The organism is Streptomyces sp. NPDC002513, from assembly GCF_053595355.1.
The window spans coordinates 14,874-39,057 of the sequence record NZ_JBSFXK010000019.1 but is presented as its reverse complement, the minus strand read 5'-3'; the positions used below and the strand labels follow the sequence as shown (position 1 = coordinate 39,057).

The following is a 24,184-nucleotide window of genomic DNA, read 5'->3' as shown; positions in this document are numbered from 1 at the left end:
CGCCGCGCCTGTCGCAGTCGACCGGACGACGACGCCGCACACGGCCCACGAGACACGGCGAACGGCCCGGCGCGGTGCGCCGGGCCGTTCGCCGTGTCCAGGAGCCTCATCGGCGTATCCGGGGACCTCGGACGCAGGCCGTCCGGCTACCGCCCCGCGACCCCTTCCCTGTGCCGTTCGCCGTCGGTCCGCTCGCTCCCGAGCGCCGCGTCGAGATCGGTCCACAGGTCCTCGACGTCCTCCAGACCCACCGACATCCGCAGCAACCGGTCACTCACCCCGGCGCCGTGACGGTCGGTCGCGTCGACGATGCGATGGCTGATGGACGCCGGGTGCTGGATGAGGGTGTCCACGCTGCCGAGGCTCACCGCGGGGGTGATCAGCCGGACCCCGGCGATCACCGCGTGCGGATCGCCGTGCACCTCGAAGGCGATCATCGCGCCGCCGATGCGCGGGTAGTGCACACGGGCGACGCGCGGGTCGGCGGCGAGCCGGCCGGCGAGTTCGGCGGCGGTGGCGGACGCGGCCCGGACCCGTATCGGCAGTGTCGACAGACCGCGCAGCAGCAGATAGCCGGCGAGCGGATGCAGCACCCCGCCCGTCGCGAAACGCACCTGGCGCAGCCGGCGCGCCAGTTCCTCGTCGCACGCCACCACCCCGCCCATCACATCGCCGTGCCCGCCGAGGTACTTGGTGGCGCTGTGCAGCACCAGCCGGGCGCCGCGGCCGGCGGGGCGCTGCAGTACGGGCGTCGCGAAGGTGTTGTCCACCAGCAGCGGAACCGAACCGCAGGCGTGGGCGACCGCGCGCAGGTCGACCTCCGCGAGCGTCGGGTTGGCCGGGGACTCGACCATGACGAGACCGGTGTCGGGACGCAGCGCCGCCTCGATGCCCGCCGGGTCGGTCCAGGTCACCTCCGAGCCCAGCAGACCGGCGTTCAGCAGATGGTCGCTGCAGCCGTACAGCGGTCGTACGGCCACGACATGGCGCAGCCCGAGCGCGTTGCGCGCCAGCAGGACGGCGCTCAGCGCGGCCATCCCACTGGCGAACGCGACCGCGCTCTCGGTGCCCTCCAGCCGGGCGAGCGCGGTCTCGAAGCGGGCGACGGTCGGGTTGCCGAGCCGGGCGTAGACGGGCGGGCCGGTCAGCTCCGCGCCGTCGGCCGCGAAGGCGTCGATCCGGGCGGCCTCACCACGGCTGTCGTAGGAGGGGTAGGTGGTGGAGAGGTCGAGGGGCGGGGCGTGCAGCCCCTGGGCGACGAGGTCCTCACGTCCGGCGTGCACGGCCTCGGTGGCCAGTGCCCGAAGGCAGGGCAGGCCGCCGCCGGGGAATCCGTTCTGCGTGTCCTGAGTACGGGAATCCATGGGCCGCAGCCTGAACACCGCACGGGGTCATGGCCGCGATACCCGTGTTACGTTCGGCACATGGCCGATTCTGTCGTACTGGACCCGGTGGATCTCCGCCTTCTGCGTCTGTTGCAGAACGACGCCCGGACGACGTACCGCGATCTGGCCGCGCAGGTGGGGGTGGCTCCCTCGACCTGTCTCGACCGGGTGACCCGGCTCCGCCGCGCGGGAGTGATTCTCGGCCATCAGCTGCGACTGGATCCGGCGAAGCTGGGGCGCGGACTCGAGGCGCTGCTGTCGGTACAGGTCAGACCGCACCGACGGGAACTGGTGGGACCCTTCGTGGAGCGGATCCGGGCGCTGCCGGAGTCCCGTACGGTCTTCCATCTCACCGGACCCGACGACTATCTCGTGCATGTCGCGGTGGCGGACACGGCGGATCTCCAGCGGCTGGTGCTCGACGAGTTCACGGCCCGGCGCGAAGTGGCGCGGGTGGAGACCCGGTTGATCTTCCAGCAGTGGGACTGCGGCCCGCTGCTGCCACCCGGCCACGCCGCGCCGAAACCCGCTGAGCAGGCGTAGGTCGAGCGCTGAAACCACGTGACGCGGACCACGTCACCGTATGAGGATGGTCCGCATGTCAGACACCACCAGGAGACTCCTGCCCCGGGAGGTCGCCGACGCCTATGTCGACGACCTCGTCGCCCTCGACCCGGTCACCGGCACGTACCTCGGGGTGAAGGAAAGCGCGAGCAAGCTGCCCGACACCTCGCCCGCGGGCCGGGAGGCGCTCGCCGAGCTGGCGCGGGCGACCCTCGCACGGCTGGACGAGGCGGAGCGCCGGCCCGGCGCGGACAGCGGCATCGAGCGCCGGTGCGCACGGCTGCTGCGCGAGCGGCTGACCGCCGCACTCGCCGTGCACGAGGCGGACGAGAACCTCCGGACGGTGGGCAACATGCGCACCCCGGCGCACTCCGTGCGTCACGCCTTCACGCTCACCCCCACCGAGACCGACGAGGACTGGGCCGCGGTGGCCGAACGGCTGCGGGCCGTACCGGAGGCCCTGCGCGGCTACCGCGAGTCCCTCTCCCTCGGTCTGGAGCGCAAGCTGTACGGGGGCCCGCGCGCGACCGCGACCTTCGTCGAGCAGCTCACCGAGTGGTCGGACCTGGACGGTGCGGGCCGCGGCTGGTTCGAGGACTTCGCCTCCCAGGGGCCGACGTCGCTGCGTACGGAGCTGGACGAGGCCGCTCGTGCGGCGACCGTGGCCGTCGTCGAGCTGCGGGACTGGCTGCGCGATGTGTACGCGCCGGCGGTCGAGGGCGCGCCGGACACGGTCGGCCGCGAGCGCTACGCCCGCTGGGTCCGCTTCTACAACGGCACCGACCTGGACCTCGACGAGGCGTACGCGTACGGCTGGTCCGAGTACCACCGCCTCCTCGGCGAGATGAAGGAGGAGGCCGAGAAGGTCCTGCCCGGCGCCGGGACGCCGTGGGTGGCGCTCGCGCACCTCGACGAGCACGGGGCCCATATCGAGGGCGTCGACGAGACCCGCGCCTGGCTCCAGGATCTGATGGACGAGGCGATCGAGGCGCTCGACGGCACGCACTTCGAACTCGCGGAGCGGGTACGGAAGGTGGAGTCGCGCATCGCGCCGCCCGGCACCGCCGCGGCGCCGTACTACACGGCGCCGTCCGCCGACTTCTCCCGCCCGGGCCGGACCTGGCTGCCGACGATGGGGCAGACCCGGTTCCCGGTGTACGACCTGGTCTCGACCTGGTACCACGAGGGCGTGCCCGGCCACCACCTCCAGCTCGCCCAGTGGGCGCACGTGGCGGAGAACCTCTCCCGCTACCAGGCGACGGTGGGCGGTGTCAGCGCCAACATCGAGGGCTGGGCCCTGTACGCGGAGCGTCTCATGGACGAGCTGGGCTTCCTCACCGATCCGGAGCGGCGCCTCGGCTATCTGGACGCGCAGATGATGCGGGCAATCCGCGTGATCATCGACATCGGCATGCATCTGGAGCTGGAGATCCCGGCGGATTCGCCGTTCCATCCGGGCGAGCGCTGGACACCGGAGCTGGCACAGGAGTTCTTCGGCGCGCACAGCAGCCGCCCGGCCGACTACGTGGAGAGCGAGCTGATCCGCTACCTGTCCATGCCCGGCCAGGCGATCGGCTACAAGCTCGGCGAGCGCGCCTGGCTGCAGGGCCGGGAGAACGCCAGGAACCGCCACGGCGAGGCGTTCGACGCGAAGGCCTGGCACATGGCGGCGCTCTCGCAGGGCTCCCTGGGCCTGGACGACCTGGTGGACGAGCTGTCCCGGCTCTGACCGCACCCGCGCGGCCGTCTCGCCCCGGTGACGAGGGCGGTACGGCCGCGCGGCGGCGCGGACGCGCCTCAGCCTTCTCCCCGCTGTCGTACGACCGAACCCGTCCTGCCCTTGACCACCTCCAACTGCGTGTGGATGCGCCGCCGCAGGTCCGGGACATGGCTGACGATGCCCACGCTGCGGTCCCGCTCCCGCAGGGCGTCCAGCACGTCGAGGACCTCGTCGAGGGTCTGGTCGTCGAGACTGCCGAACCCCTCGTCGATGAAGAGGGTGTCGAGACGGACGCCGCCGGCCTCGTCGGTGACGACGTCCGCGAGGCCCAGGGCGAGCGCGAGGGAGGCGAAGAACGTCTCCCCGCCGGAGAGCGTCGCGGTGTCCCGCTCCCGTCCCGTCCACGCGTCGACGACATGGAGCCCGAGGCCGCTGCGACCGCGTCCCGAGCGGTCGTCGGAGTGCACGAGGGTGTAGCGGCCGGAGGACATGCGCTGCAGCCGCACGGTCGCGGCGGCCGCCACCTGTTCGAGGCGGGCGGCGAGCACATACGACTCCAGGCGCATCCTGCGTTCGTTGTCGGCGGAGGTGCCGGCCGTCAGGGAGGCCAGCCGGGCCACCCGGTCGTACTCCTCGCGCAGCGGCGCGAGTCGCCGTACGGACGCGGTGGCACGCGCGGACAGCCGGTCGAGTTCGGCGCACCGGCGGGCCGCCGCGTCCCGCCCGGAGACCTCCTCCTGAAGCCGCCGGGCCGCGGTCTCGGCGGCCCGTTCGGCGGCGGCGAGATCGGCGGGCGGCTGCTGCGCGGCGGCCGTCGTGTCGTCCTCGGCCAGCATCGCGCGCACGGCGGCCTGTTCCTGCTGCCAGGCGTCCAGCTGTCGTTGCAGCCCGCGGTGGGCCGCGTCGTCCAGGAGTGCGGCGGCCGCGGCCCCCGGGGTGTCGAACCCGGCGCGGAAGGCCGCGTCGGCGAGGCGCGCGTCGGCCTCCTTGAGGCGCTGCGCGGCGTCCTCGGCGGACCGTGCGGCGTCGGCCGCGTCGGAGAGCAGGGCGGCCCGGCGCTCCACCTGCGCCGAGCGCGCGGCCACGCTCACGGCGTCGCCCCTGGCGCGGGCCAACTCCTCTTCCAGGGCGGCACGTTCCCTCTCCAGGGTGTCCCTGCGGGAGGCACGGGCCGCGCCGCGTACGGCGGCTTCCTGGCGGGCCGCCGCCCGTTGCTCCCGCTCGTGTTCGGCCCGCCTCAGGTCCTCCTGCGCCGCGTGCAGCCGACAGGCGCCTTCCCGGGCGATGCCGTAGAGCCGCTCCATGTCCTGTGCCCGGGCGGCGAGTTCGGCGGTCGGCGCGTCGCCGGCCTCGGCGGTGGCGGCGGCCAGCGCCTCGCGTACGACGCCGAGCCGCCGTTCGTCCTCGGCGTGCTCCTCCTCGGCGTGCCGATGGGCGGCCAGGGCGCGCTGCTCCGCCTCCCGGTCGACGTGTCCGGCGACCTTCCGCGCGGGCGCGGGATGGCCGGTCGCTCCGCAGACGGCGCAGGGTTCGCCGTCGACGAGTCCGGCGGCGAGTTCGGCGGCGATGCCCTTGAGGCGCTGTTCCCTGAGGTCGAGCCAGTGCCCATGGGCCGTGAGCGCGCGTTCCCGTGCGGCGAGGGCGCGGGTCCGGGCGGATTCGGCGTCCCGGGTCAGCCGGTCCCGCTCGCGGGCCGCCTCGAGCCGCTTGCGCGCGGGTTCGCGCTGCACCGCGAGCTGCTCGGCCCGGGCGGCGTCCTCCTGGGCGGAGTCGATCCGGGCCTGCCATCCCGCGCGGGTCGCCTCCCACTCGGCGAGCCAGTCCTCGGCGTCCTGGAGGACCGCCTCGTCGGCGCGCTCCTCACGGTCGAGGTCCGCCCGTTCCGCGGTGACGGCGGCCAGTCGCCGCTCGGCACGGCGGGCCGACTCCAGGCCGCCGAGTTCCTCCGCGGCACGGCGCGCGGCGGCGGCGAGCCCGGCCGCGCCGGCGTCCGCGAACGTCCCCGGGAGCAGGGCGCGCGTGCGTGCCTCCTCGGCGGCGGCCCCACGGTGCTCGGTCTCGGCGGACTCCCGCAGGTCTAGGGCGGGCGCCACGGCCTCCGCCTTCCGCGAGCGCTCCAGGCGCGTCTGCGCCTCCCGGTGGGCGTCGGCCCGCTGCGCGAGCAGCGCCGCGCGCTCCCGGGCCTCGGCGAACCGGCGCTGGAGCCGGGCCCGTTCGCGTACGTCGTCGAGAGCGCGCTCGGCGGCGGTGCGCGCCGACTCGGCGGCCGTCCGCCCGCAGTCCGCGATCGTGAGCCGCTCCCGGGCCGTGCTCCGGGCGACGGCGGCCCAGCCGAGGACGGCGGCGGCGAGGCCCGGGTCGCCCGGCGCCAGATCCGGCAGAGGCAGCGGGTCGCCCGCGGCCTGCTGCATCCGGTGCGCGTCGGCGAGCAACGCCGCGTCCCCCTCGCGCACATCGGCCTCGGTGGCCCGGCGCCGCTCGGCGAGGCGCTTTTCGACCTCGGCGAAGCGGCGGGTGTCGAAGAGGCGGCCCAGCAGCTTCCCGCGGGCCTCGGCGTCGGCGCGCAGGAAGCGGGCGAAGTCGCCCTGCGGCAACAGCACGACCTGGCAGAACTGCTCACGGCTCATGCCGAGCAGCCGGGTGATCTCCTCGCCGATCTCCTGGTGGGAGCGGCTGAGGTCCTTCCAGGCGCCGACGGTGGCGTCGTACTCGCGCAGCCACGTCTGCGCCTTGTCGGTCGTCGTGCCGGTGCCGCGCTTCTTCGGCCGCTCCCACGGCGGCTGCCGGGTGATCTCCAGCCGGCGTCCGGCGACGGTGAGTTCGAGCCGGATCTCGGTACGGGTGCCCGGCGCCGCGTGGTCGCTGCGCAGGGTGAGTCCCTGGCCGCTCTGCCGGGCACCGGGGACGGCCCCGTACAGCGCGTAGCTCACGGCGTCCAGGACCGAGGTCTTGCCCGCGCCCGTGGGTCCGTGGAGCAGGAACAGCCCGGCGGTGGACAGCGCGTCGAAGTCGACTCTCTGGGTGCCGCCGAAGGGGCCGAAGGCGGTGATGTCGAGCCGGTGCAGCCTCACCGGGCCCCCTCCGTCTGCCGAGCCCGCGAGGTCACGCGACCTCCCGGACGGTCTCGTCGGCGCGCACCGTGTCGAACGCGTCCTGGAGCACCGCCCGTTCGTGTTCGTCGGGCCCGGCTCCGCGCACGTGGGCCACGAAGTCCTCCGCGATCTGCTGGTCGGAACGGCCCGCCAGCCGCCGCGCGTACGACGCGGCGGGGTCCTCGGGGGCGCGCTCGGGGTCGAAGACGAGGCTGAGCGTGTGCGGGAAGCGAGCGGCCAGCCGGGCCATCGGCTCGGCGGGCCGCACCGGGTCGGTGAGGGTGGCCTCCAGCCAGGCCTCCTCGTGGCGTGCCAGCTCCGGATCGGCGAGGAGGTCCTCGAGTCTCCCCCGGATCCGGGCGAGGGGGCGCGGCACCGGGCAGGAGACGCGGTCCGCCGTCAGGGAGCCGTCGGCCCCGAGGTCGACGAGCCACATGCTCTTGCGGTGGCCGGCCTCCGAGAAGGAGTACGGCAGCGGGGAGCCGGAGTAGCGCACGCGCTCGGTGATGGTCTGGCTGCCGTGCAAGTGGCCCAGGGCCGCGTAGTCCACCCCGGCGAAGACGCCCGCGGGCACCGCGGCGACCCCGCCGACCGTGATGTCCCGCTCGCTGTCGCTGGGCTCGCCACCGGTGACGAAGGCGTGGGCGAGGACGACGGAACGGGTGCCCCGCGGGCGCGTGGCGAGGTCGGCACGGACCCGGTTCATGGCGGCCGCGAGCACCGCCTCGTGGCTCGCCTTGGTACCGAACTCGTCCTTGACCAGGGCCGGTTCGAGATACGGCAGGCCATAGAAGGCGACGTCTCCGTGGGCGTCCTCCAGCACGACGGGGGTGCCGCAGGCGGCGGGCTCGGTGCGCAGATGGATGCCCGCGCGGTCGAGGAGACCCGCGCCGACGCCGAGGCGGCGCGCCGAGTCGTGGTTCCCGGAGATCATCACCGTGGGCACACCCAGTGCGGCGAGGCGGTGCAGGGCGTCGTCGAACAGCTCGACCGCGGCCAGGGGCGGCACCGCCCGGTCGTACACGTCTCCCGACACGACCACGGCGTCCACGCCGCGCTCGCGCACGGTCGCGACGAGGTGGTCGATGAACACGGCCTGGGCGTCGAGCATGTTCACGCGGTGGAACGCCCGGCCCACATGCCAGTCGGACGTGTGCAGCAATCTCAAGAAACCACTCCGAACCGCACGTTTCCCCTGAAAAGCCTACAAACCCAGCACCGACCAGCACGGGCTCACGGTCAGCACTCACCACGCTAACGCCTGCCGCTGACTGAGCCACCATCATGGGCGCTGGACGAGGACAGCACACCGGAGCCCTCACCGTCCTGGGTCGGCGTCCCCGTAGGCCTCTCCCCCCAGTTCGAACCCGGCGGTGCCCGCGGTGACGTCCGCGAGCCATGCCCGGAAGGCCTCGACGTCGGCGTCGGGCAGTCCGATCTCGATGGTGACGGCCTCGCCGTAGTGCACGTCGCGCACCTCGCGGCCGGTCGCCCTCAGGTCGTTGTGCACCTTGCCCGCGCGCTGGTGGTCCACCGTCACCGTGGCGAGCCGGAACCGGCGGCGGGTGAGGGTGCCGAGCGCGTCCAGGGCCTCGCCGACCGCTCCCCCGTAGGCCCTGATGAGCCCGCCCGCGCCGAGCTTCACCCCGCCGTAGTAACGGGTGACGACGGCGACCACGTACCGCATGTCGCGGCGCAGCAGCATCTGGAGCATGGGGACGCCTGCGGTGCCGCCCGGTTCGCCGTCGTCGCTGGCCTTCTGGATCGCGGCGTCGGCGCCGATGACGTACGCGTAGCAGTGGTGGGTGGCGTCGGCGTGCTCCCTGCGGACGCCGGCGATGAAGTCCTGCGCCTCCTGTTCGGTGGCGGCCGGGGCGAGTGCGCACAGGAAGCGGGAGCGGTTGACCTCGGTCTCGTGCACGCCCGCGCGGGCGACGGTGCGGTACTCGTCCTGCATCACGCCAGCCTATGCGGCGCCTGCGGGCGCGCCGCACGAGGGCGCCTGCGCGCCTTGCCCACCAGCCGTGCCGAGCGCCCGCCGAGCGGTCCGTCCGGTCCTGCGCTTCCCCCCAACTCTGCGCGCCCGCCAAGCCGTCCGTCCCGGCCTCCGCGTCCCCCGGTCCACCGCGCCCTCCCACTTCTGTGAACAGGGTGTGCCATACGTCTCACCCGGTTCGTTCCCGCGTCGGCGCGTCCGCCCCCGGGCGCCCGGGCACACTGCCCCCGTAATGGATACTCGCTCGTCGTTGCCGAGTTCCGGGCCGTCCTGGGCCCGGGCCGGACCAGCGGCCCCGCGAGGTCGCCCGAGCGAGCACAGGAGAGCGCAGCATGACCGGCACCCAGGTGGAGAGTCCGGACGCCGCCGAACCCGACCATTCGCCGCCCTCCGCCGCCAGGTCCCGCTACCGGGCCTGGCTCCTGGAGGGACTGAGCGAGCGGACGGCCCGGCATCCCGGCCCGCACGCCACCCCGGACGCCGCGCAGGAGGGGCACCCCTGGTGGCGCGTCATGTGCCTGACGGGTGTGGACTACTTCTCCACTCTCGGCTACCAGCCCGGTATCGCCGCCCTCGCGGCCGGCCTGCTGTCGCCGCTCGCGACGCTCGTGCTGATCGCGCTGACCCTCTTCGGCGCACTGCCCGTCTACCGCCGGGTGGCCCACGAGAGCCCGCACGGCGAGGGCTCGATCGCCATGCTGGAGCGGCTGTTGCCGTGGTGGGCGGGGAAGATCCTCGTGCTGGTGCTGCTGGGCTTCGCGGCCACCGACTTCATGATCACGATGACCCTGTCGGCCGCGGACGCCGCCGCGCACGTCGTGGAGAACCCGTACGCCCCGCACGGGGCGGAGGGCGCCAACCTCTGGATCACCCTGTTTCTGCTCGCCGCGCTCGGCGCCGTCTTCCTGAAGGGGTTCAAGGAGGCCATCGGCATCGCGGTGGCCCTGGTCGTGACGTATCTGAGCCTCAACGTGATCGTGCTCGCGGTCGCCGTCTGGGAGGTGCTGAGCCACCCGGTGAAGGTCGGCGACTGGACACACGCGATGACCGCCCAGCACTCCTCGCCCCTCGCGATGATCGGTGTGGCGCTGCTCGTCTTCCCGAAGCTGGCGCTCGGCATGTCCGGCTTCGAGACGGGTGTGGCGGTGATGCCGCAGATCAAGGGCGATCCGACGGACACTTACGACCATCCGGCCGGGCGCGTGCGTGACACGCGGAAGCTGCTCACCACGGCGGCCGTGATCATGAGCTGTTTTCTGCTGCTGTCCAGCCTGGCCACGACGATCCTGATTCCGCAGGACGCCTTCAAGAACGGCGGCCCCGCCAACGGACGGGCGCTCGCCTATCTCGCGCACGAGCACCTGGGCGGGGCCTTCGGCACGGTCTACGACGTCTCCACCATCGCCATCCTCTGGTTCGCGGGCGCCTCCGCCATGGCCGGGCTGCTCAACCTGGTGCCGCGCTATCTGCCGCGCTACGGCATGGCGCCGGAGTGGACCCGTGGCGTCCGCCCTCTGGTGCTGGTCTTCATGGTGGCCGCCCTCCTCATCACGCTGTGGTTCCACGCCGATGTCGACGCCCAGAGCGGCGCCTACGCGACGGGGGTGCTCGTACTGATGCTCTCCGCGGCGTTCGCCTCGACGGTCGCCGTACACCGGCGCGGTCGGCGGGCCGCCGCGCTCGGCTTCGGAACGATCACCGCCGTCTTCGCATACACCCTGGTCACGAATGTGATCGAGCGCCCCGACGGCCTCAAGATCGCGCTGATCTTCATCCTCGCGATCCTGGTCACGTCGTTCGCCTCGCGGGTGCACCGCGCCTTCGAACTGCGTGCCGCGACCGTCACCTTCGACGAACCGGCGGCGCGGTTCATCGAGGAGGCGGCGGCGCACGGGCCGCTGCTGCTGATCGCCAACGAGCCCCAGGAGCACAGCAGACGGGAGTACCGCGCCAAGGAGCACAGCCAGCGCGAGCAGACCCATATCCCGGACGGGCGGCCGGTGCTGTTCCTGGAGGCCTTCGTCACCGACTCCTCGGACTTCACCACGGATCTGACGGTGCACGGCGACAAGAAGTTCGGGGTGCGCAGGCTCAGGGTGTCCGGGGCGACCGTGCCCAACACCATCGCGGCCGTCCTGATGGAGCTGCGCGACCGCACCGGCCAGGTGCCGCACGCCTACTTCAACTGGACCGAGGGCGCCCCGCTGAGCCATCTGCTGCGCTTCCTCGTGTTCGGGGACGGCGAGGTCGCCCCGGTCACCCGCGAAGTGCTGCGGCGCGCCGAGCCCGATCCGGAGCGGCGCCCCCGCGTCCACGTCGGATAGCCCGGACAGCTCGGACAGCTACGCCTTCTTTCCCCTCGGCACGATCGCCTCCGTCAGGAGTGCCCTGCCGGGGGCGAGGGCCTCCCAGGTGCCGCCGTGGGCGACGAGGACGGCGATCGCCGCGGTGGGGAACTTGGTCCTGACACGCTCCAGCGTGTCGTCGAGTCCCTCCCCGGCGAGGGCGAGCACCAGGTCCGTGAGCTCCGGGTTGTGCCCGACCAGCAGCAGCGTCTCCACCTCGGCGGGCGTCTCGTGCACGGCCTGCAGCAGATCGGGCACGTCGGCGGCGTACAGCCGCGGGTCGAATCGTACGGGCGGCGGGGTGCCCCACTGGGCCGAGGCCAGCTGCCAGGTCTGGCGGGCGCGCACGGCGGTGGAGCAGAGAGCGAGATCGGGCAGGCAGTCGGTCTCGGCGAGCGCACGCCCGGCGGCCGGGGCGTCCCGGCGGCCGCGGGGCGCGAGGGGCCGCTCGTGGTCGGCGACGCCCTCGGGCCAGGCGGACTTGGCGTGCCGCAGGACCACGAGTCTGCGCAGCGGGCCCACCCCGGCACGGGTGATCACGCCGAGGCTCCGATCTCGCGGGCGAGGTCCAGGCCGAGCAGGCGGTCGGCGTAGGCGTACGTCTCGAAGCGCGCGCCCTCCGGCAGGTCGTCGTCGCCCTCCACGCGCCCCAGCACCGTCAGGACGGCCGGTACGTCGAGATCGTCCTCCCAGGCGGCGCGCAGTGCGTGCCGCACCCGTTCCGGGATGGGCCGCGAGGGATGGATCGCCCACCCGGCGACGGCCCGGCGCCAGCGTCCGAGCGTGTCGTGCGCCGCGCTCAGGGCGGCCGGGTCGAGGACCACGGGTTGGCGGCGCGGACGGGTGAGCAGGGCAAGGCGCAGGGCCGACGGCGGGGCGGCGGTGTCGGCGGGTCCGGTGGCCGGTGCGACCTCGATACGCACGCCGTCGGGTGCGGCGGACTCCGCCCCGACCACGTGCAGGGCCCGGCCGAGGCCCGGCGCGTCCGGCTCCGCGGGGCGGATACCGAGGGCGTCGGCGCGTTCTCGCAGGGCGGCGGCCGGGGCGGCGACCGTGACCACGGGCGTTCCGCCGAGTTCCAGCGCCCGGGCCAGCACGTCGGCCACCAGCAGCACCCGCAGGGCCGAGGTGTCGGCGCCGGTGACATGGGCGTGAACCCGGACCAGGCCCGGGCGGACGTCGGTGGGCTCGCCATTGCGGGCGTCGATGATACGAAGCACGGGGCGAGCGTAGGCGGATCAGCGCTTCGGTGCAGAGCGGTGGGGCCCGTTTCGGGCTACCGCCTGGCCACCGTGCGGTCGTGGGTGCGGGGAATCCGTTTGTCCCACCCGCTGTTGCCTCACAGCAGACGGCGCGGGTCCGCCGCGTCGCGGGACGTCGAAGGAGACCGGCCGTGTACGGCGACTCAGCAACGATCCGCAAGATCCTCACCGAGCTGGGCGACACCTGGGCGATCGTGGGCCTGTCCGGGAACCAGCAGCGTGCCGCCTACCGGGTCGCCGCGGTCCTCCAGCGCTACGGCAAGCGGATCGTGCCGGTCCATCCCAAGGCGGAGACGGTCCACGGCGAGCAGGGATACCCGTCGCTGGACGCGATCCCGTTCCCGGTCGACGTCGTCGACGTCTTCGTCAACAGCGACCTGGCGGGCCCGGTGGCCGACCAGGCCGCCGCGATCGGCGCCAAGGCCGTCTGGTTCCAGCTGGACGTGGTCGACGAAGACGCCTACGCACGCACGCGCGCGGCCGGCCTGGAGATGGTCATGGATCACTGCCCGGCCATCGAGATTCCGATGCTGGGGTAGTCCGAGGAAGTGCCGCTCTGCCCTCCTCGGGGAAGGGCGGCACCCCCTGGTGAACGGATGCCACCCGCCCCGCGGACAGGCGCGGTACCCACGCTCCGGACGGGAGCCAGGCGACCCAACGGGTGAACGCATGCGCGAGTCAGACGTGTTCGAGTGGGCCGCGCGGATACGGTTGATACCGAGAAGTAACTGGTCCGGCGGCGACGAGGAGTCTGCCCCGCCACCGCCAGCGTCGACGAGACGGAGCCGCACCCGGCGCCGAACTCGCCGGACTCGATGACGCCGTCCCCGCCGAACCCGCGGAGCAGCACAACACGGTAGTGGCGTCGAGCCTCTCGACGTACGGGCGCCACATCTTGCCGACCAGTCAGCGGAAGGCTCCCCCGGTGGGATCCGCCTTCCCCTCCTGGTACCACGCGGCCGGGGTTCGCAGTCGGCGGGCGCTGCGTGATGACAGGTGTCCGCCTGCGTTCGTGGAGGTTCTCGCGCCCTGGCGAAGTCTCCCGGAAGCAGCGGCCGGATCCGTCCGGGAGGCAGTATGTGGGCCGTACTCGAGCAAGTGGCCGGAGCCGCGCCGCAGCTCTTCCTTTACGCCGTCGCCCTCTTCGTCGTCATGATCCTCCTGGCACTCGTCATCAGTCTGCGCCGGGCGGAGGCATCGGAACGTCCCGAGATCATCAGGGCCCTGGCGGATCTGATGGCGTTCTGGAAGAAGAGGTGAGGTGGCCGCCGTCGATGCTGCTCGGCGACGGCCCGGGATCCGGCCGCGGTTCAGCGGGCCAGCCGCCCCAGCAGCGACGAGGCCGACGTGACGCCGAGGGCCGCGGCCACCACCAGCACACCGAAGTCGAGCGGGAGATGGGACGGCGTGCCGAGCAGAAGGCCGCGCAGGGCGTCGACCTGGTAGCTCAGCGGGTTGGCCCTGCTGATCGCCTGGAGCCAGCCGGGCATGACGGCCACCGGGTAGAGGGCGTTGGAGCCGAAGAAGAGCGGCATCGTGATCGCCTGGCCGATGCCCATCAGCCGGTCACGGGTCAGGACGATGCCCGCGATCGTCATGGACAGACAGGAGAAGAAGGCCGAGCCCAGGACGACGGCCGCCGCGACGCCCAGCAGCCGCAGGGGGTTCCAGGTCATCGCGACGCCGAGCAGCGCCGCGATCACGACGACCACCAGCGCCTGGATCAGTGCCTTCACCCCGGCGGCGAACGCCTTGCCGGTGATGAGCGCCGCCCGCGGGGTCGGTGTGACCAGCAGCTTCGTGAGGATGCCGGCGTCCCGCTCCCAGATGATCATGATGCCGTAGAAGATGGCGATGAACATCGCGGACTGGGCGATGATCCCGGGTGCCAGATAGTCGAGGTACGGGATGCTGCCGGTCGGGATGGCCTTGATCCGGGTGAACGTCTCGCCGAAGATCAGCAGCCACAGCGCCGGCTGGATCGCGCGCGTGTACAGCTCGGTGCGGTCGTGGCGCAGCTTCTGCAGCTCGACGGCGCACATCGCGGCGACCCGCGCCGGCAGTACCCGCCAGCCGGTGCGGGCCCGGGGCGGGGTCACCAGCAGGCCGAAGTCCGGCTGCGGTGCGCGGTCAGCCGACGCGGGACGCGGTGCGGCGGGTGCTTCGGACATCACGGAAGTCTCCTGACTGGTCGTCGAGGCCGCTGCCGGCGACGTCGCGGAAGACGTCCTCCAGCGTCGGCAGCGGGCCTTCGGTGCCGAGCCGTTCCCCGAGACCGCTCCTCAGCTCGGCGGGGGTGCCGAGGGCACGGACGCGGCCACGGTGCATCAGGGCGACCCGGTCGCAGTACTGGTCGGCCTCGTCCATGTAGTGGGTGGTGACGAGGACGGTCATGCCGGTGGCGGCGCGGACGGCGTTGATGTGCTCCCACACGGTGGTCCGGGCGATCGGGTCGAGGCCGATGGTCGGCTCGTCGAGGATCAGCAGCCGGGGCGCGCTGACCAGCGCCTGGGCGAGTTCCAGCCGGCGGACCATGCCGCCGGAGTAGGTCTTCGCCAGGCGGTCGGCCGCGGCGGTCAGGTCGACGGCCGCGAGGGCCTGCTCGACGCGCCGGGCCCGCTCGCGCCGGGGGACGTCGAAGACGCGGGCGAACAGGGCGACGTTCTCCCGGCCGGTGAGTCCGGAGTCGGCGGAGAGCTGCTGCGGCACATAGCCCAGCAGCCGCCGCACGGCCATCCGCTCGCGGGCCGCGTCATGGCCGAAGACACGGACCCTGCCCGCCGGGACCGGCAGGAGCGTGGTGATGCAGCGGATCGCGGTGGTCTTGCCCGCGCCGTTCGGGCCGAGCAGTCCGAACACCTCGCCGTCGCGGACCCGGAGGTCGAGCCCGTCGACCGCCGTCGTCTCCCCGAAGGAGTAGCGGAGTCCGTCACAGGTGACGGCGTCCGCCGCGGGTGCCTCGTCGACCGTCGTGTCGCTCGTCATCTCTCCTCGGCCTCCTCATGCAGGTTCTCCGCCAGCTTGCGCAGCGCCGGAAGGGCGGCCTGAAGCGCCGTGCGGTCCTCGTCGTCGAGGCGGGCGACCTGGCGGCGTACGAGTGCGGTGCGCCGCTCGCGCCAGTCACGCAGCCGCGCCTCGGCCGCCTCGGTGGGCAGCAGCCGGGCGGCCCGGCGGTCGGCCGGGTCCGTCTCGCGGATCAGATAGCCGTCCCGCGCGAGCTGATTGACCAGTGTGGAGACCGAGTTCCCCGCGAGGTACAGCTCCTTGGCGGCGTCCGACACACCGATGCCCGGACGCGCCACCACCAGGCGCAGCAGTTCGACCTCCGCGCCGCGCAGGCGCGGTGCGGCGGCCCCGGTGCGCAGCCGCCGCCGGATCAGCCGCTGCACCGCCACGAGGGCCGCGGCCAGATCCTCGGCGAACTTCTCGGATTCCATGCGTCCGAGATTAGCTCTGCGTCAGAGGTATTGCGGAAAGAGACGGTCAAAAGGGGTGAAGGACTGTGCCATCCGAGGCTCCGGGCCGCCCAGGGCCCCGTGCCGCCGGCCGTTCCCTCCGAGGCGCCGCCCCGACCGGCCCGCTCCGTCAGTGGTGGTGCGGCTCCCGGTGCACCGGACCGTGCGGGGCCTCGCAGTGTCCGGGGTCGTCCGCCGTGCCGGGTTCGCCGGGCAGCGCCACCTGCAGGACCCGTTCGGAGGCGTGGTCGACCTGGAGGGTGGTGTGGGTGATGCCGTAGTCGTGGTGCAGCACGTCCTCCAGGTCGCGGCGGACCGCGTGGCAGTCACCGCCGGGTTCCACCAGGATGTGCGCGGACAGCGCGGCCTGGCCGGAGGTGATCTGCCAGACGTGCAGATCGTGCACTTCGACGACGTCCGGCCGGGCGACGAGCTGCTCGCCGAGCGAGTCCGGATCGACATCGGCGGGCGCGGCCTCCAGGAAGATGCGGCCCGAATCACGCAGCAGTTCGTACGCGGCCTTCACCATCAGCACGACGACCACGAGGGTGGCGACGGCGTCGGCGCGCTCGAAGCCCGTCAGCAGAACCACGAGCGCGGCGACCGCGGTGCCGATGAAGGCGAACAGGTCGTTCAGGACGTGCTGGTAGGCGCCCTCCACGTTGAGGGAGGTGCGGTTGGCCTTGGAGATGCACCAGGCGGCGGCCACGTTCACGACGATTCCGGCGAGTGCGGTGACCAGCATCGGTCCGCCGGCGACCGGCGGCGGGGTGATGAGCCGCCGTACGGCCTCGTACGCCAGCCAGGCCCCGAGCAGCAGCAGGGTGAGGCCGTTCACCTGGGCGGAGAGGATCTCCGCCCGCTTGAGGCCGTAGGTGTAACCGCCCCGGGCCGGGCGGGCGGCGAGCCGCATCGCGATGAGGGCGAGCACTATGGAGGCGGCGTCCGTGAGCATATGGGCCGCGTCGGAGAGCAGGGCCAGGGAGCCGGAGAGGACACCGACGACCACTTCGGCCGCCATGAACACGGTGATCAGGGTGAGCGCGGCACCGAGCCAGCGGCGGTCGGCGTCCGCCGCCACACCGTGGGAGTGTCCCGCGTGACCCCCCGGGCCATGCCCATGACCGTGGTCGCTCATCTGATCCGCCTTCCCCCGCGCATCGGGTGCCTCACCGCAGTGAAACGCATGGCGGCGCCTCGGGGCAAAGGCTGCACCGGTGACCGTTGTCATGTCCGATAATACGTCCCTGACCTGCATAAACGATGAGACGTCGGCGCGCCGAGCCGGGCATGACCCCTATCGGCCGATCTCGGCCGGCGGCCGGGACGCGCCGTGCGGGTGACGTGCGACCGGCCCGTCACCTCACCACCCGACGGCCCCGTCGGTCCGCTCCCGCAGCAGGACGGACCCGTCACCGGGCGCCCGGGGCGCCCCCGCGCCGGGCGCGCTCGCGGTGTTACCGCCCGTACATCGGCGTCATCGGTCCGTGTAGCGATCGACGAGATCGCGCCATCCCGCCTCCACCCGCTCCAGGGGCATCCCCCGGACGGAGAGCAGATGATCGACGAGCACCGTCTCCAGATAGCCGAGCATGAGGTGCGCGACGAGTTCGCTGTCGCCGTCCGCGCGCGCCTCGCGCAGCAGCATGCGGACATGGCCCAGCCGGAAGCCGTACGCGGGGCCGGTGCGGCGGCGGCCCGGCTCGATAGGGGCCTCCAGGTAGAAGTCCCGGTGGGCGTGTTCATGATGGATGACGGCCGAGCCGAAGGCGTACAGCCGCTCCGCCGGGGGCGCGCCCGGGCCGAGCGGCGGCGGTCCGGAGAGGAAGGCGGCCTGGAGTTGCTGCTCGTAATGGCTGAGCAGTTCCACGAGCAGGCCCGTGCGGTCGCCGAAGCGCCGGAAGACGGTGCCCTTGCCGACGCCGGCCCCGCAGGCGATGTCGTCCATGGTCACGTTGGCTATGCCGCGCTCGGCGGCCAGCCGGGCGGCGACCTCCAGCAGCCGGATGCGGTTGCGCGCGGCATCCGCCCGGAGCTGGGGCTCCTGTCCCGTCGGCAGCAGGGAGAGGGCAGCGCGGCTCCCCTGGTCGTCCCGGCCCTGAGGCGCGGAAGAAGGCGCGAACGGCTCGGTCATGGCTCCAGGTTAGCGGCCCGGGAAGATAATCGGACCCTGGTCCGTTTAGGATGGCAGAAGAAATGGACCGCAGTCCGGTTAATCTGGTACAACGTTCAACGGGCTCGGACGGTCCGATTGCCACCGATCGCTTCATCCTGGGAGTTTCGCCATGTCCGTACGCATCCTCGCCCTGGTCGGCAGCCTCCGCGCCGGTTCCCACAACCGTCAGCTCGCCGAGGCGGCCGTCAAGCACGCCCCTGAGGGCGTCGAGGTCGTGCTGCACGAGGGTCTGGGCCAGGTGCCCTTCTACAACGAGGACATCGACGTCGAGGGCAACGTCCCCGAGGCCGCTGCCGCGCTGCGCACCGCCGCCGCCGAGGCCGACGCCCTGCTGCTCTTCTCGCCCGAGTACAACGGCACCATCCCGGCCGTCCTGAAGAACGCGATCGACTGGCTGTCCCGTCCGTACGGCACCGGCGCCCTGTCCGGCAAGCCGGTCGCCGTCGTCGGCACCGCGTTCGGCCAGTACGGCGGCGTGTGGGCGCAGGACGAGACCCGCAAGGCCCTGGGTATCGCCGGTGGCACGGTCCTCGAGGACGCCAAGCTCTCCATCCCCGGCTCCGTGACCCGCTTCGCCGAGACCCACCCGGCGGACGACACCGAGGTCGTCGAGGGCCTGACCAAGGTCATCGAGCAGCTCTCCCAGGCCGCGCCCGCCGCCTGACCCCGCGGATCCCGGCTTCGAGGCCGGCCCCGAGCATGACCCGACCGTGGGTCAGGACCCGGATGTCCTGACCCACGGTCACTTTTTTCACCGGGGCGCGGCGAGACCGGACGCGGCGCCTGTCACGCGGCACCCACCGGTCTCCTCGCCGCGGTCGGCACACGGAGGCACGATCGCCCATACGCCGCACGCCTCGCCGTCTCCTGTCCTTCTCCGGAAATACGCCTTCGGTTGCTTTGATCTCCGGATGGACCACATCACGTTACTTGTGGCCGTCGTCATCATCACGGCGCTGGCCTTCGACTTCACCAACGGATTCCATGACACCGCCAACGCGATGGCCACCTCCATCGCCACGGGCGCCCTCAAGCCGCGGATCGCAGTCCTGATCAGCGGCGTGCTCAACATCGCGGGCGCCTTCCTGTCCACCGAGGTCGCCAAGACCGTCTCGGGCGGCATCGTCGACGACACCCTGGTGACCCCGGGAATGATCTTCGCCGGGCTGGTGGGCGCCATCCTGTGGAACCTGCTGACCTGGCTCCTCGGGCTGCCGTCGAGTTCCTCGCACGCGCTGTTCGGCGGTCTGGTCGGCGCCGTCTGGGTCGGTGCCGGCAGCCACGGCGTGCACGTCGACAAGGTTGTCGAGAAGATTCTGATCCCGGCGATCGCCTCGCCCTTCGTCGCCGGAGTCGCGGCGCTGATGGCCACCTACCTCGCGTACCGGATCACCGCCCGGGCCCGCAAGGAGTCGGTGACCAAGGGGTTCCGACTCGGTCAGATCGCCTCCGCCTCGCTCGTCTCCCTCGCCCACGGCACCAACGACGCCCAGAAGACGATGGGCGTGATCACGCTGACGCTGATCTCGGCGGGCGCGCTGGGCCACAACGCGAGCCCGCCCGTGTGGGTGATCGGGGCGGCCGGTCTCGCCATAGGCCTCGGCACCTATCTGGGCGGCTGGCGCATCATCCGCACGATGGGCAAGGGCCTGACGGACATCCAGTCGCCGCAGGGCTTCGCCGCCGAGGCCGCGTCCACCACCGTCATCCTGACCTCCGCCCACCTCGGCTTCGCGCTCTCCACCACGCAGGTCGTCTCGGGCGGCATCCTCGGCGCGGGTCTCGGCCGGCGGCTCGCCGAGGTGCGCTGGGGCATCGCGGGCCGCATGGCGATCGCCTGGCTGGTCACGTTCCCGGCGGCCGCGCTGGTCGGCGGCGTCTCCGCCGGCGTTGTGAAATACGGCGGGAACGCCGGTACCGTGGTCATCGCCCTCATCACAGCAGCCATCGCCGCGTTCATCGTGCTCGCCTCGCGCCGCAATCCGGTCCACGCCGACAATGTGAACGAGACACACGAGGTCACCCTCCGCGCCACCCAGCCCACACACGTCCGCAGCGCCGCCTGAGCCGGGGAGAGTTCGAGCCATGCACCTTGACTGGACCGCCCTCGGCGTGGTCACCGCGGTCAGTGTCGGAGTCACCGTCGCCGTGGTCGTCGTCTTCGCGCTCGGTGTGCTCGGCCTGGCCCAGGCCGAGCACACCCGCGAACGGGACGGCGGCGGCCACACCCTGGCCATCGCCCAGGCCGGGCTCTGCTTCCTGGCCTGCGCGGCCGTGGTCGTGTACGGGATCTACCTGATCGTGCCGCAGTTCCACTGAGGCGTGCGACATAAGGATGACGATGACACCTCTGGTGACCGACGGCCTGCGGGTCGACTACAGCGACCACGACGACCCCGTACTGCTCAGGACCGACGGCACCCCGGTGGACACCTGGAGGGAGGACTACCCCTACGCCCACCGCATGGAGCGCAAGGAGTACGAGTGGCACAAGCGGCTCCAGCAGATCGAGCTGCTGAAGCTGCAGAGCTGGATCAAGGAGTCCGGTCGCCGGCTCGTCATAGTCTTCGAGGGGCGTGACGCGGCCGGCAAGGGCGGCACGATCAAGCGCTTCACCGAGCACCTCAACCCGCGCGGCGCCCGGGTGGTGGCCCTGGAGAAGCCGACCGAGCGCGAGCGCGGTCAGTGGTACTTCCAGCGCTATGTCGAACACCTGCCCACCGAGGGCGAGATCGTGATGTTCGACCGGTCCTGGTACAACAGGGCCGGCGTGGAGCGCGTGATGGGCTTCTGCACGGACGACGAGTACCTCCGCTTCATGCGCCAGGCGCCACTCTTCGAGCGGATGCTCGTGGACGACGGGGTGGACCTGGTGAAGTTCTGGTTCTCGGTCTCGCAGAGCGAGCAGCGCACCCGCTTCACGATCCGTCAGGTGGACCCGGTGCGGCAGTGGAAGCTCAGCTCGATCGACCTGGCCTCCCTGGACCGCTGGGACGACTACACCGCGGCCAAGGTCGCCATGTTCCGGGCCACGGACACCGGCTTCGCGCCGTGGACCGTGGTGAAGAGCAACGACAAGAAGCGGGCGCGCGTCGAGGCGATGCGCAGCGTCCTGGCCCGCTTCGACTACGGCAACAAGGACCTGGAGGTCGTCGGCACCCCCGATCCCAGCATCGTGGGCACGGCGGCCAACCTCAGGGAGGCGGGCGAGGACGACGGCGCTCCCTGAAACGCCCCCGGGGCGCTGGGCTCGCGGCGCGTGGCGGCCACGGCCTCACGCGCCGTCTCGCCCAGTGCCCTGTCGTCCGTCCCGTCGTCCTGCGGTCGCTGCGCCGAGCCGCCGTCAGCCGTGGGCCGGGCGGTCGGTGAGCCGGTGGTCGGCGAGGCTGAGCGCCTCGTCCACGACCCGGCGCAGATGGCCGTCGCGTAGCGCGTAGATCACCCGGCGGCCCTCCTTGCGGGTGTCCACCAGGCCCGCGAGCCGGAGCCGCGCCAAATGCTGGCTGACCGCGGGCCGGGCCGCGCCGCACGCCTGAGTGAGCGTGGAGACATCGGCCTCGCCCCGGGTCAGGGCGTGCAGCAGGGCGAGGCGGGTGCGGTCCCCGAGCAGGGCCAGCAGCTCGGCGGCGAGCGCGAACTGCTCCTCGCCGGGAGAGCCGGGGTGCCTCTCGGCCGCGCCGTCCGTGCGCGGCTGCGCACCGTGTGCAGGTGATAGGTGCATGCGTGCGCTCATACGCACATAATGGCTCCGTGGGGGCGATCGCGTCCACTGTCGCGCGAGGAAGGGACCTTCCCATGGGACAGCCGTACGAGGCACACGAGCACGGCGGGGCACCGGGCCACAGCCACAGCCACGATGACGCGCACGCCCGTCACCACGAGCACTCCCACGGTCCGCTCCCCCGTCTCCGTCACCTCCTCACTCCCCACTCCCACGAGACCGCCGACCAGCTCGATGCCGCGCTGGAGTCCTCCGCGCGAGGCATGCGGGCCCTGTGGGTCTCCCTGTTCGTCCTCGGCGGAACCGCGCTGGCCCAGGCCGTCGTGGTCGTGATCTCCGGGTCGGTCGCGCTGCTCGGCGACACCGTGCACAACGCGGCCGACGCCCTGACCGCCGTGCCGCTCGGCATCGCCTTCGTCCTGGGCCGCCGCGCGGCCACGCGCCGTTTCACCTACGGGTACGGCCGCGCCGAGGATCTCGCCGGGATCGTCATCGTGCTGACGATCGCCGCGTCGGCCTCCTTCGCCGCCTGGAGCGCGGTCGAACGGCTGATGGACCCCCGCCCCATGGAGCACATCCCCGCTGTCGCCGGTGCGGCCGTCATCGGTTTCGCGGGCAACGAGTGGGTGGCCCGCCACCGCATCCGGGTGGGCCGCGCGATCGGTTCGGCCGCACTGGTCGCGGACGGGCTGCACGCGCGCACGGACGGGTTCACCTCACTCGCGGTCCTGGCGGGTGCGGGTGGCGCGGCGCTCGGCTGGCACCTGGCCGACCCGGTCGTGGGGCTGGCGATCACAGCCGCCATCGTGCTGGTGCTGCGGGACGCGGCCCGGGAGGTGTTCCGGCGGTTGCTGGACGCCGTCGATCCGGCACTGGTGGACCGGGCCGAGCGGGCGCTGCGCCGGGTGCCGGGCGTGCTCGGGGTCGGCGAGCTGCGGCTGCGCTGGATCGGCCACCGGCTGCGGGCGGAGGTCGCGGTCGTGGTGGACGGCGAGGTGAGCGTGCGCCGGGCGCACGACATCGCGGTCGCAGCGGAACACGCCCTGTTGCACGCGGTTCCGCGGCTGACCGCGGCCCTGGTCCACGCCGACCCGGCCCCGGCACCGGGCCGGGCCGACCCGCATCGGGCCCTGGCCCACCACGCCCGCCCCCGGCCCTGACCCGGCGGAGCCCGGCACGGCACCTGCACCACGGCGGCCGTTGCCGGTGCGGATCCCGCGCGGTGGTCACGCGACGCTCAGACGCCCAGCCCCTCCAGGACCACGGCGTTCGCCTGCTCCGCGAGCGCCTTCCCCGGCACCAGCAGCTTGCCCCGGCGCCTGCCGCTGCCGACCAGGACGTACGGCAGGTCGACGACCGCCGAGTCGATCAGTACCGGCCAGTCGGCGGGCAGTCCGATCGGCGTGATGCCGCCGTACTCCATGCCCGTCTCCCCCGTCGCCACCTCCATCGGCGCGAACGACGCCTTGCGGGCGCCCAGTTGGCGGCGGACCACGCCGTTGACGTCGACCCGGGTGGCCGACAGGACCACACAGGCGGCCAGCATCGTCTCGCCGCCCCGCTTGCCCGCGACCACGACGCAGTTGGCGGACCGGTCGAGCAGGTCCCTGCCGTAGTGCTCCACGAAGGTCGCGGTGTCGGCCCAGTCCGGCTCGGTGTCGACGTAGACGATCTGGTCGGCGGGCACGCTGCCGCTCCAGTGGCGTACGGCGTCGGCCACCGGGCGGGTCAGCTCGTCGAGGCAGTCGGGAGCGGGCGTGGCCTGGTCGAAGTCTCCGATGGGTGCGCGCATGACGGCACGCTAACAGCCGTGCGGCGGCGGCCGGACCGGTGTCTCAGCGGACGGGCGGCACCGAGACCGCCATCACCATCTCCATCGGCTCATCGCCGTCGTTGGCGTAGGTGTGCGGGGTGTCGGCCTCGAAGGAGGCGCTGGCGCCGGTCGGGACGTCATAGTCCTCGCCGTCCACGGTGATCGTCAGCCGGCCTGCTGTGACATGGACGAGTTCGACCGTGCCGGCGGGGTGCGGGTCGGAGGGGCTGCGGTCCCCCGGCATCAGCCGCCAGTCCCACATCTCCAGCGGGCCGGGCGCCTCGGTGCCCGCGAGGAGACGGTTGTAGCTGCCCGCCTCGGTGCGCCAGAGGCGTACGGCCTGCTCGGCCGGGACGATCCGGACCCGGGGGCCCTGCTCGTAGTCGAGCAGCGTGGTGATGCTGATCCCGAGCGCGTCGCCGATCTTGACGATCGTGCCGATGCTCGGGTTGGTGCGGGCCTGCTCGATCTGGATGAGCATGCCCCGGCTGACTCCGGCACGGGCGGCGAGGGCGTCCAGGGTGAAGCCGCGCTCGCCGCGCCAGCGCTTCACGTTGCGCGCCAGTGACTGGGTCAGCAGGTCGAGATCCGACACATTGAGTCCAATATTCTGTATGACAGATTTCATTTTATTGAACTATGGTGTGGTGCACCC

At 72.6% G+C, this 24,184-nt stretch carries 24 protein-coding genes; 10 read left to right on the top strand and 14 right to left on the bottom strand.

Translation table 11 applies throughout. The features are described 5' to 3' along the window. Positions 1–146 precede the first annotated feature (146 nt). On the bottom strand, positions 147–1,364 hold the full coding sequence (locus ACWD5Q_RS15495) for a trans-sulfuration enzyme family protein (protein WP_451427500.1): 1,218 nt from the start codon (positions 1,362–1,364) through the stop codon (positions 147–149). Between the two features lie 60 nt (positions 1,365–1,424). Between ACWD5Q_RS15495 and ACWD5Q_RS15490 the strand changes: the two genes are divergently transcribed. Further along, the gene (locus tag ACWD5Q_RS15490) at positions 1,425–1,928 is read left to right on the top strand and encodes an Lrp/AsnC family transcriptional regulator (RefSeq protein ID WP_451427499.1); all 504 of its coding nucleotides are present in this window, start codon (positions 1,425–1,427) and stop codon (positions 1,926–1,928) included. 55 nt (positions 1,929–1,983) lie between these two features. Continuing rightward, the gene (locus ACWD5Q_RS15485; RefSeq protein ID WP_451427498.1) at positions 1,984–3,678 is read left to right on the top strand and encodes a DUF885 domain-containing protein; all 1,695 of its coding nucleotides are present in this window, start codon (positions 1,984–1,986) and stop codon (positions 3,676–3,678) included. A 68-nt stretch (positions 3,679–3,746) separates the two neighbouring features. Here the strand turns inward: ACWD5Q_RS15485 and ACWD5Q_RS15480 are convergent, their stop codons facing one another. From ACWD5Q_RS15480 to ACWD5Q_RS15470, 3 genes are all read right to left on the bottom strand, one after another. Further along, on the bottom strand, positions 3,747–6,740 hold the full coding sequence (locus tag ACWD5Q_RS15480; protein WP_451427497.1) for an AAA family ATPase: 2,994 nt from the start codon (positions 6,738–6,740) through the stop codon (positions 3,747–3,749). 31 nt (positions 6,741–6,771) lie between these two features. Then, positions 6,772–7,929 (bottom strand): exonuclease SbcCD subunit D, encoded by a 1,158-nt coding sequence (locus ACWD5Q_RS15475; protein ID WP_451427496.1) that lies wholly within the window; start codon positions 7,927–7,929, stop codon positions 6,772–6,774. 150 nt (positions 7,930–8,079) lie between these two features. Further along, positions 8,080–8,718: a YigZ family protein gene (locus ACWD5Q_RS15470; RefSeq protein WP_451427495.1), complete on the bottom strand. Its 639-nt coding sequence runs from the start codon at positions 8,716–8,718 to the stop codon at positions 8,080–8,082. Positions 8,719–9,089: 371 nt separating this feature from the next. Here ACWD5Q_RS15470 and ACWD5Q_RS15465 point away from each other — a divergent pair, with 371 nt between their 5' ends. Continuing rightward, positions 9,090–11,081, top strand: a complete 1,992-nt coding sequence (locus ACWD5Q_RS15465; RefSeq protein ID WP_451427494.1) for an amino acid transporter — start codon at positions 9,090–9,092, stop codon at positions 11,079–11,081. Positions 11,082–11,099: 18 nt separating this feature from the next. Here the strand turns inward: ACWD5Q_RS15465 and ACWD5Q_RS15460 are convergent, their stop codons facing one another. Together ACWD5Q_RS15460 and ACWD5Q_RS15455 are read right to left on the bottom strand one after the other, a co-directional pair. Next, a complete protein-coding gene (locus ACWD5Q_RS15460) occupies positions 11,100–11,642 on the bottom strand; it encodes a SixA phosphatase family protein (protein ID WP_451427493.1) in 543 nt (180 codons plus the stop codon). Next, positions 11,639–12,322, bottom strand: coding sequence for a hypothetical protein (locus tag ACWD5Q_RS15455; RefSeq protein WP_451427492.1), 684 nt, complete (start codon positions 12,320–12,322; stop codon positions 11,639–11,641). Before ACWD5Q_RS15455 ends, ACWD5Q_RS15460 begins: the two co-directional genes overlap by 4 nt. A gap of 173 nt (positions 12,323–12,495) precedes the next feature. Between ACWD5Q_RS15455 and ACWD5Q_RS15450 the strand changes: the two genes are divergently transcribed. Together ACWD5Q_RS15450 and ACWD5Q_RS15445 are read left to right on the top strand one after the other, a co-directional pair. Then, complete coding sequence (locus tag ACWD5Q_RS15450; protein WP_451427491.1) at positions 12,496–12,903, top strand: CoA-binding protein; 408 nt, start codon at positions 12,496–12,498, stop codon at positions 12,901–12,903. A gap of 538 nt (positions 12,904–13,441) precedes the next feature. After that, the gene (locus ACWD5Q_RS15445; protein ID WP_451427490.1) at positions 13,442–13,624 is read left to right on the top strand and encodes a hypothetical protein; all 183 of its coding nucleotides are present in this window, start codon (positions 13,442–13,444) and stop codon (positions 13,622–13,624) included. Positions 13,625–13,674: 50 nt separating this feature from the next. On the opposite strand, the gene ACWD5Q_RS15440 is transcribed toward ACWD5Q_RS15445, so the two are convergent. From ACWD5Q_RS15440 to ACWD5Q_RS15420, 5 genes are all read right to left on the bottom strand, one after another. Next, positions 13,675–14,535, bottom strand: a complete 861-nt coding sequence (locus ACWD5Q_RS15440) for an ABC transporter permease (protein ID WP_451427489.1) — start codon at positions 14,533–14,535, stop codon at positions 13,675–13,677. Continuing rightward, positions 14,495–15,349 carry an ABC transporter ATP-binding protein gene (locus ACWD5Q_RS15435; protein WP_451427488.1) on the bottom strand — a complete coding sequence of 285 codons (855 nt, stop codon included), beginning with the start codon at positions 15,347–15,349 and terminating at the stop codon, positions 14,495–14,497. The genes ACWD5Q_RS15440 and ACWD5Q_RS15435 overlap by 41 nt, the downstream gene beginning before the upstream one ends. Further along, the gene (locus ACWD5Q_RS15430) at positions 15,346–15,801 is read right to left on the bottom strand and encodes a MarR family winged helix-turn-helix transcriptional regulator (protein ID WP_451427487.1); all 456 of its coding nucleotides are present in this window, start codon (positions 15,799–15,801) and stop codon (positions 15,346–15,348) included. The genes ACWD5Q_RS15435 and ACWD5Q_RS15430 overlap by 4 nt, the downstream gene beginning before the upstream one ends. Before the next feature lie 148 nt (positions 15,802–15,949). Further along, entirely contained in the window at positions 15,950–16,957 is a 1,008-nt protein-coding gene (locus ACWD5Q_RS15425) for a cation diffusion facilitator family transporter (protein ID WP_451427486.1), read from the bottom strand. Between the two features lie 339 nt (positions 16,958–17,296). Continuing rightward, on the bottom strand, positions 17,297–17,953 hold the full coding sequence (locus tag ACWD5Q_RS15420; protein ID WP_451427485.1) for a TetR/AcrR family transcriptional regulator: 657 nt from the start codon (positions 17,951–17,953) through the stop codon (positions 17,297–17,299). Between the two features lie 151 nt (positions 17,954–18,104). On the opposite strand from ACWD5Q_RS15420, the gene ACWD5Q_RS15415 reads away from it, so the two are divergent. The 4 genes from ACWD5Q_RS15415 (at position 18,105) to ppk2 (ending at position 21,224) form a co-directional block, all read left to right on the top strand. Next, on the top strand, positions 18,105–18,659 hold the full coding sequence (locus tag ACWD5Q_RS15415; protein ID WP_451427484.1) for an NAD(P)H-dependent oxidoreductase: 555 nt from the start codon (positions 18,105–18,107) through the stop codon (positions 18,657–18,659). 247 nt (positions 18,660–18,906) lie between these two features. Then, positions 18,907–20,061 (top strand): anion permease, encoded by a 1,155-nt coding sequence (locus ACWD5Q_RS15410; RefSeq protein ID WP_451427483.1) that lies wholly within the window; start codon positions 18,907–18,909, stop codon positions 20,059–20,061. A gap of 19 nt (positions 20,062–20,080) precedes the next feature. Beyond that, entirely contained in the window at positions 20,081–20,314 is a 234-nt protein-coding gene (locus ACWD5Q_RS15405; protein WP_451427482.1) for a hypothetical protein, read from the top strand. Between the two features lie 22 nt (positions 20,315–20,336). Then, on the top strand, positions 20,337–21,224 hold the full coding sequence (gene ppk2, locus ACWD5Q_RS15400; protein WP_451427481.1) for a polyphosphate kinase 2: 888 nt from the start codon (positions 20,337–20,339) through the stop codon (positions 21,222–21,224). A 114-nt stretch (positions 21,225–21,338) separates the two neighbouring features. Here ppk2 and ACWD5Q_RS15395 read toward each other — a convergent pair whose 3' ends face one another. Next, positions 21,339–21,728, bottom strand: a complete 390-nt coding sequence (locus ACWD5Q_RS15395; protein ID WP_451427480.1) for an ArsR/SmtB family transcription factor — start codon at positions 21,726–21,728, stop codon at positions 21,339–21,341. Between the two features lie 62 nt (positions 21,729–21,790). On the opposite strand from ACWD5Q_RS15395, the gene ACWD5Q_RS15390 reads away from it, so the two are divergent. Next, positions 21,791–22,876, top strand: coding sequence for a cation diffusion facilitator family transporter (locus tag ACWD5Q_RS15390; RefSeq protein ID WP_451427479.1), 1,086 nt, complete (start codon positions 21,791–21,793; stop codon positions 22,874–22,876). A gap of 77 nt (positions 22,877–22,953) precedes the next feature. Here the strand turns inward: ACWD5Q_RS15390 and ACWD5Q_RS15385 are convergent, their stop codons facing one another. Together ACWD5Q_RS15385 and ACWD5Q_RS15380 are read right to left on the bottom strand one after the other, a co-directional pair. Next, positions 22,954–23,508: a YbaK/EbsC family protein gene (locus tag ACWD5Q_RS15385; protein ID WP_451427478.1), complete on the bottom strand. Its 555-nt coding sequence runs from the start codon at positions 23,506–23,508 to the stop codon at positions 22,954–22,956. Positions 23,509–23,551: 43 nt separating this feature from the next. Continuing rightward, positions 23,552–24,124 (bottom strand): helix-turn-helix domain-containing protein, encoded by a 573-nt coding sequence (locus tag ACWD5Q_RS15380; RefSeq protein WP_451427568.1) that lies wholly within the window; start codon positions 24,122–24,124, stop codon positions 23,552–23,554. Positions 24,125–24,184: the final 60 nt, after the last annotated feature.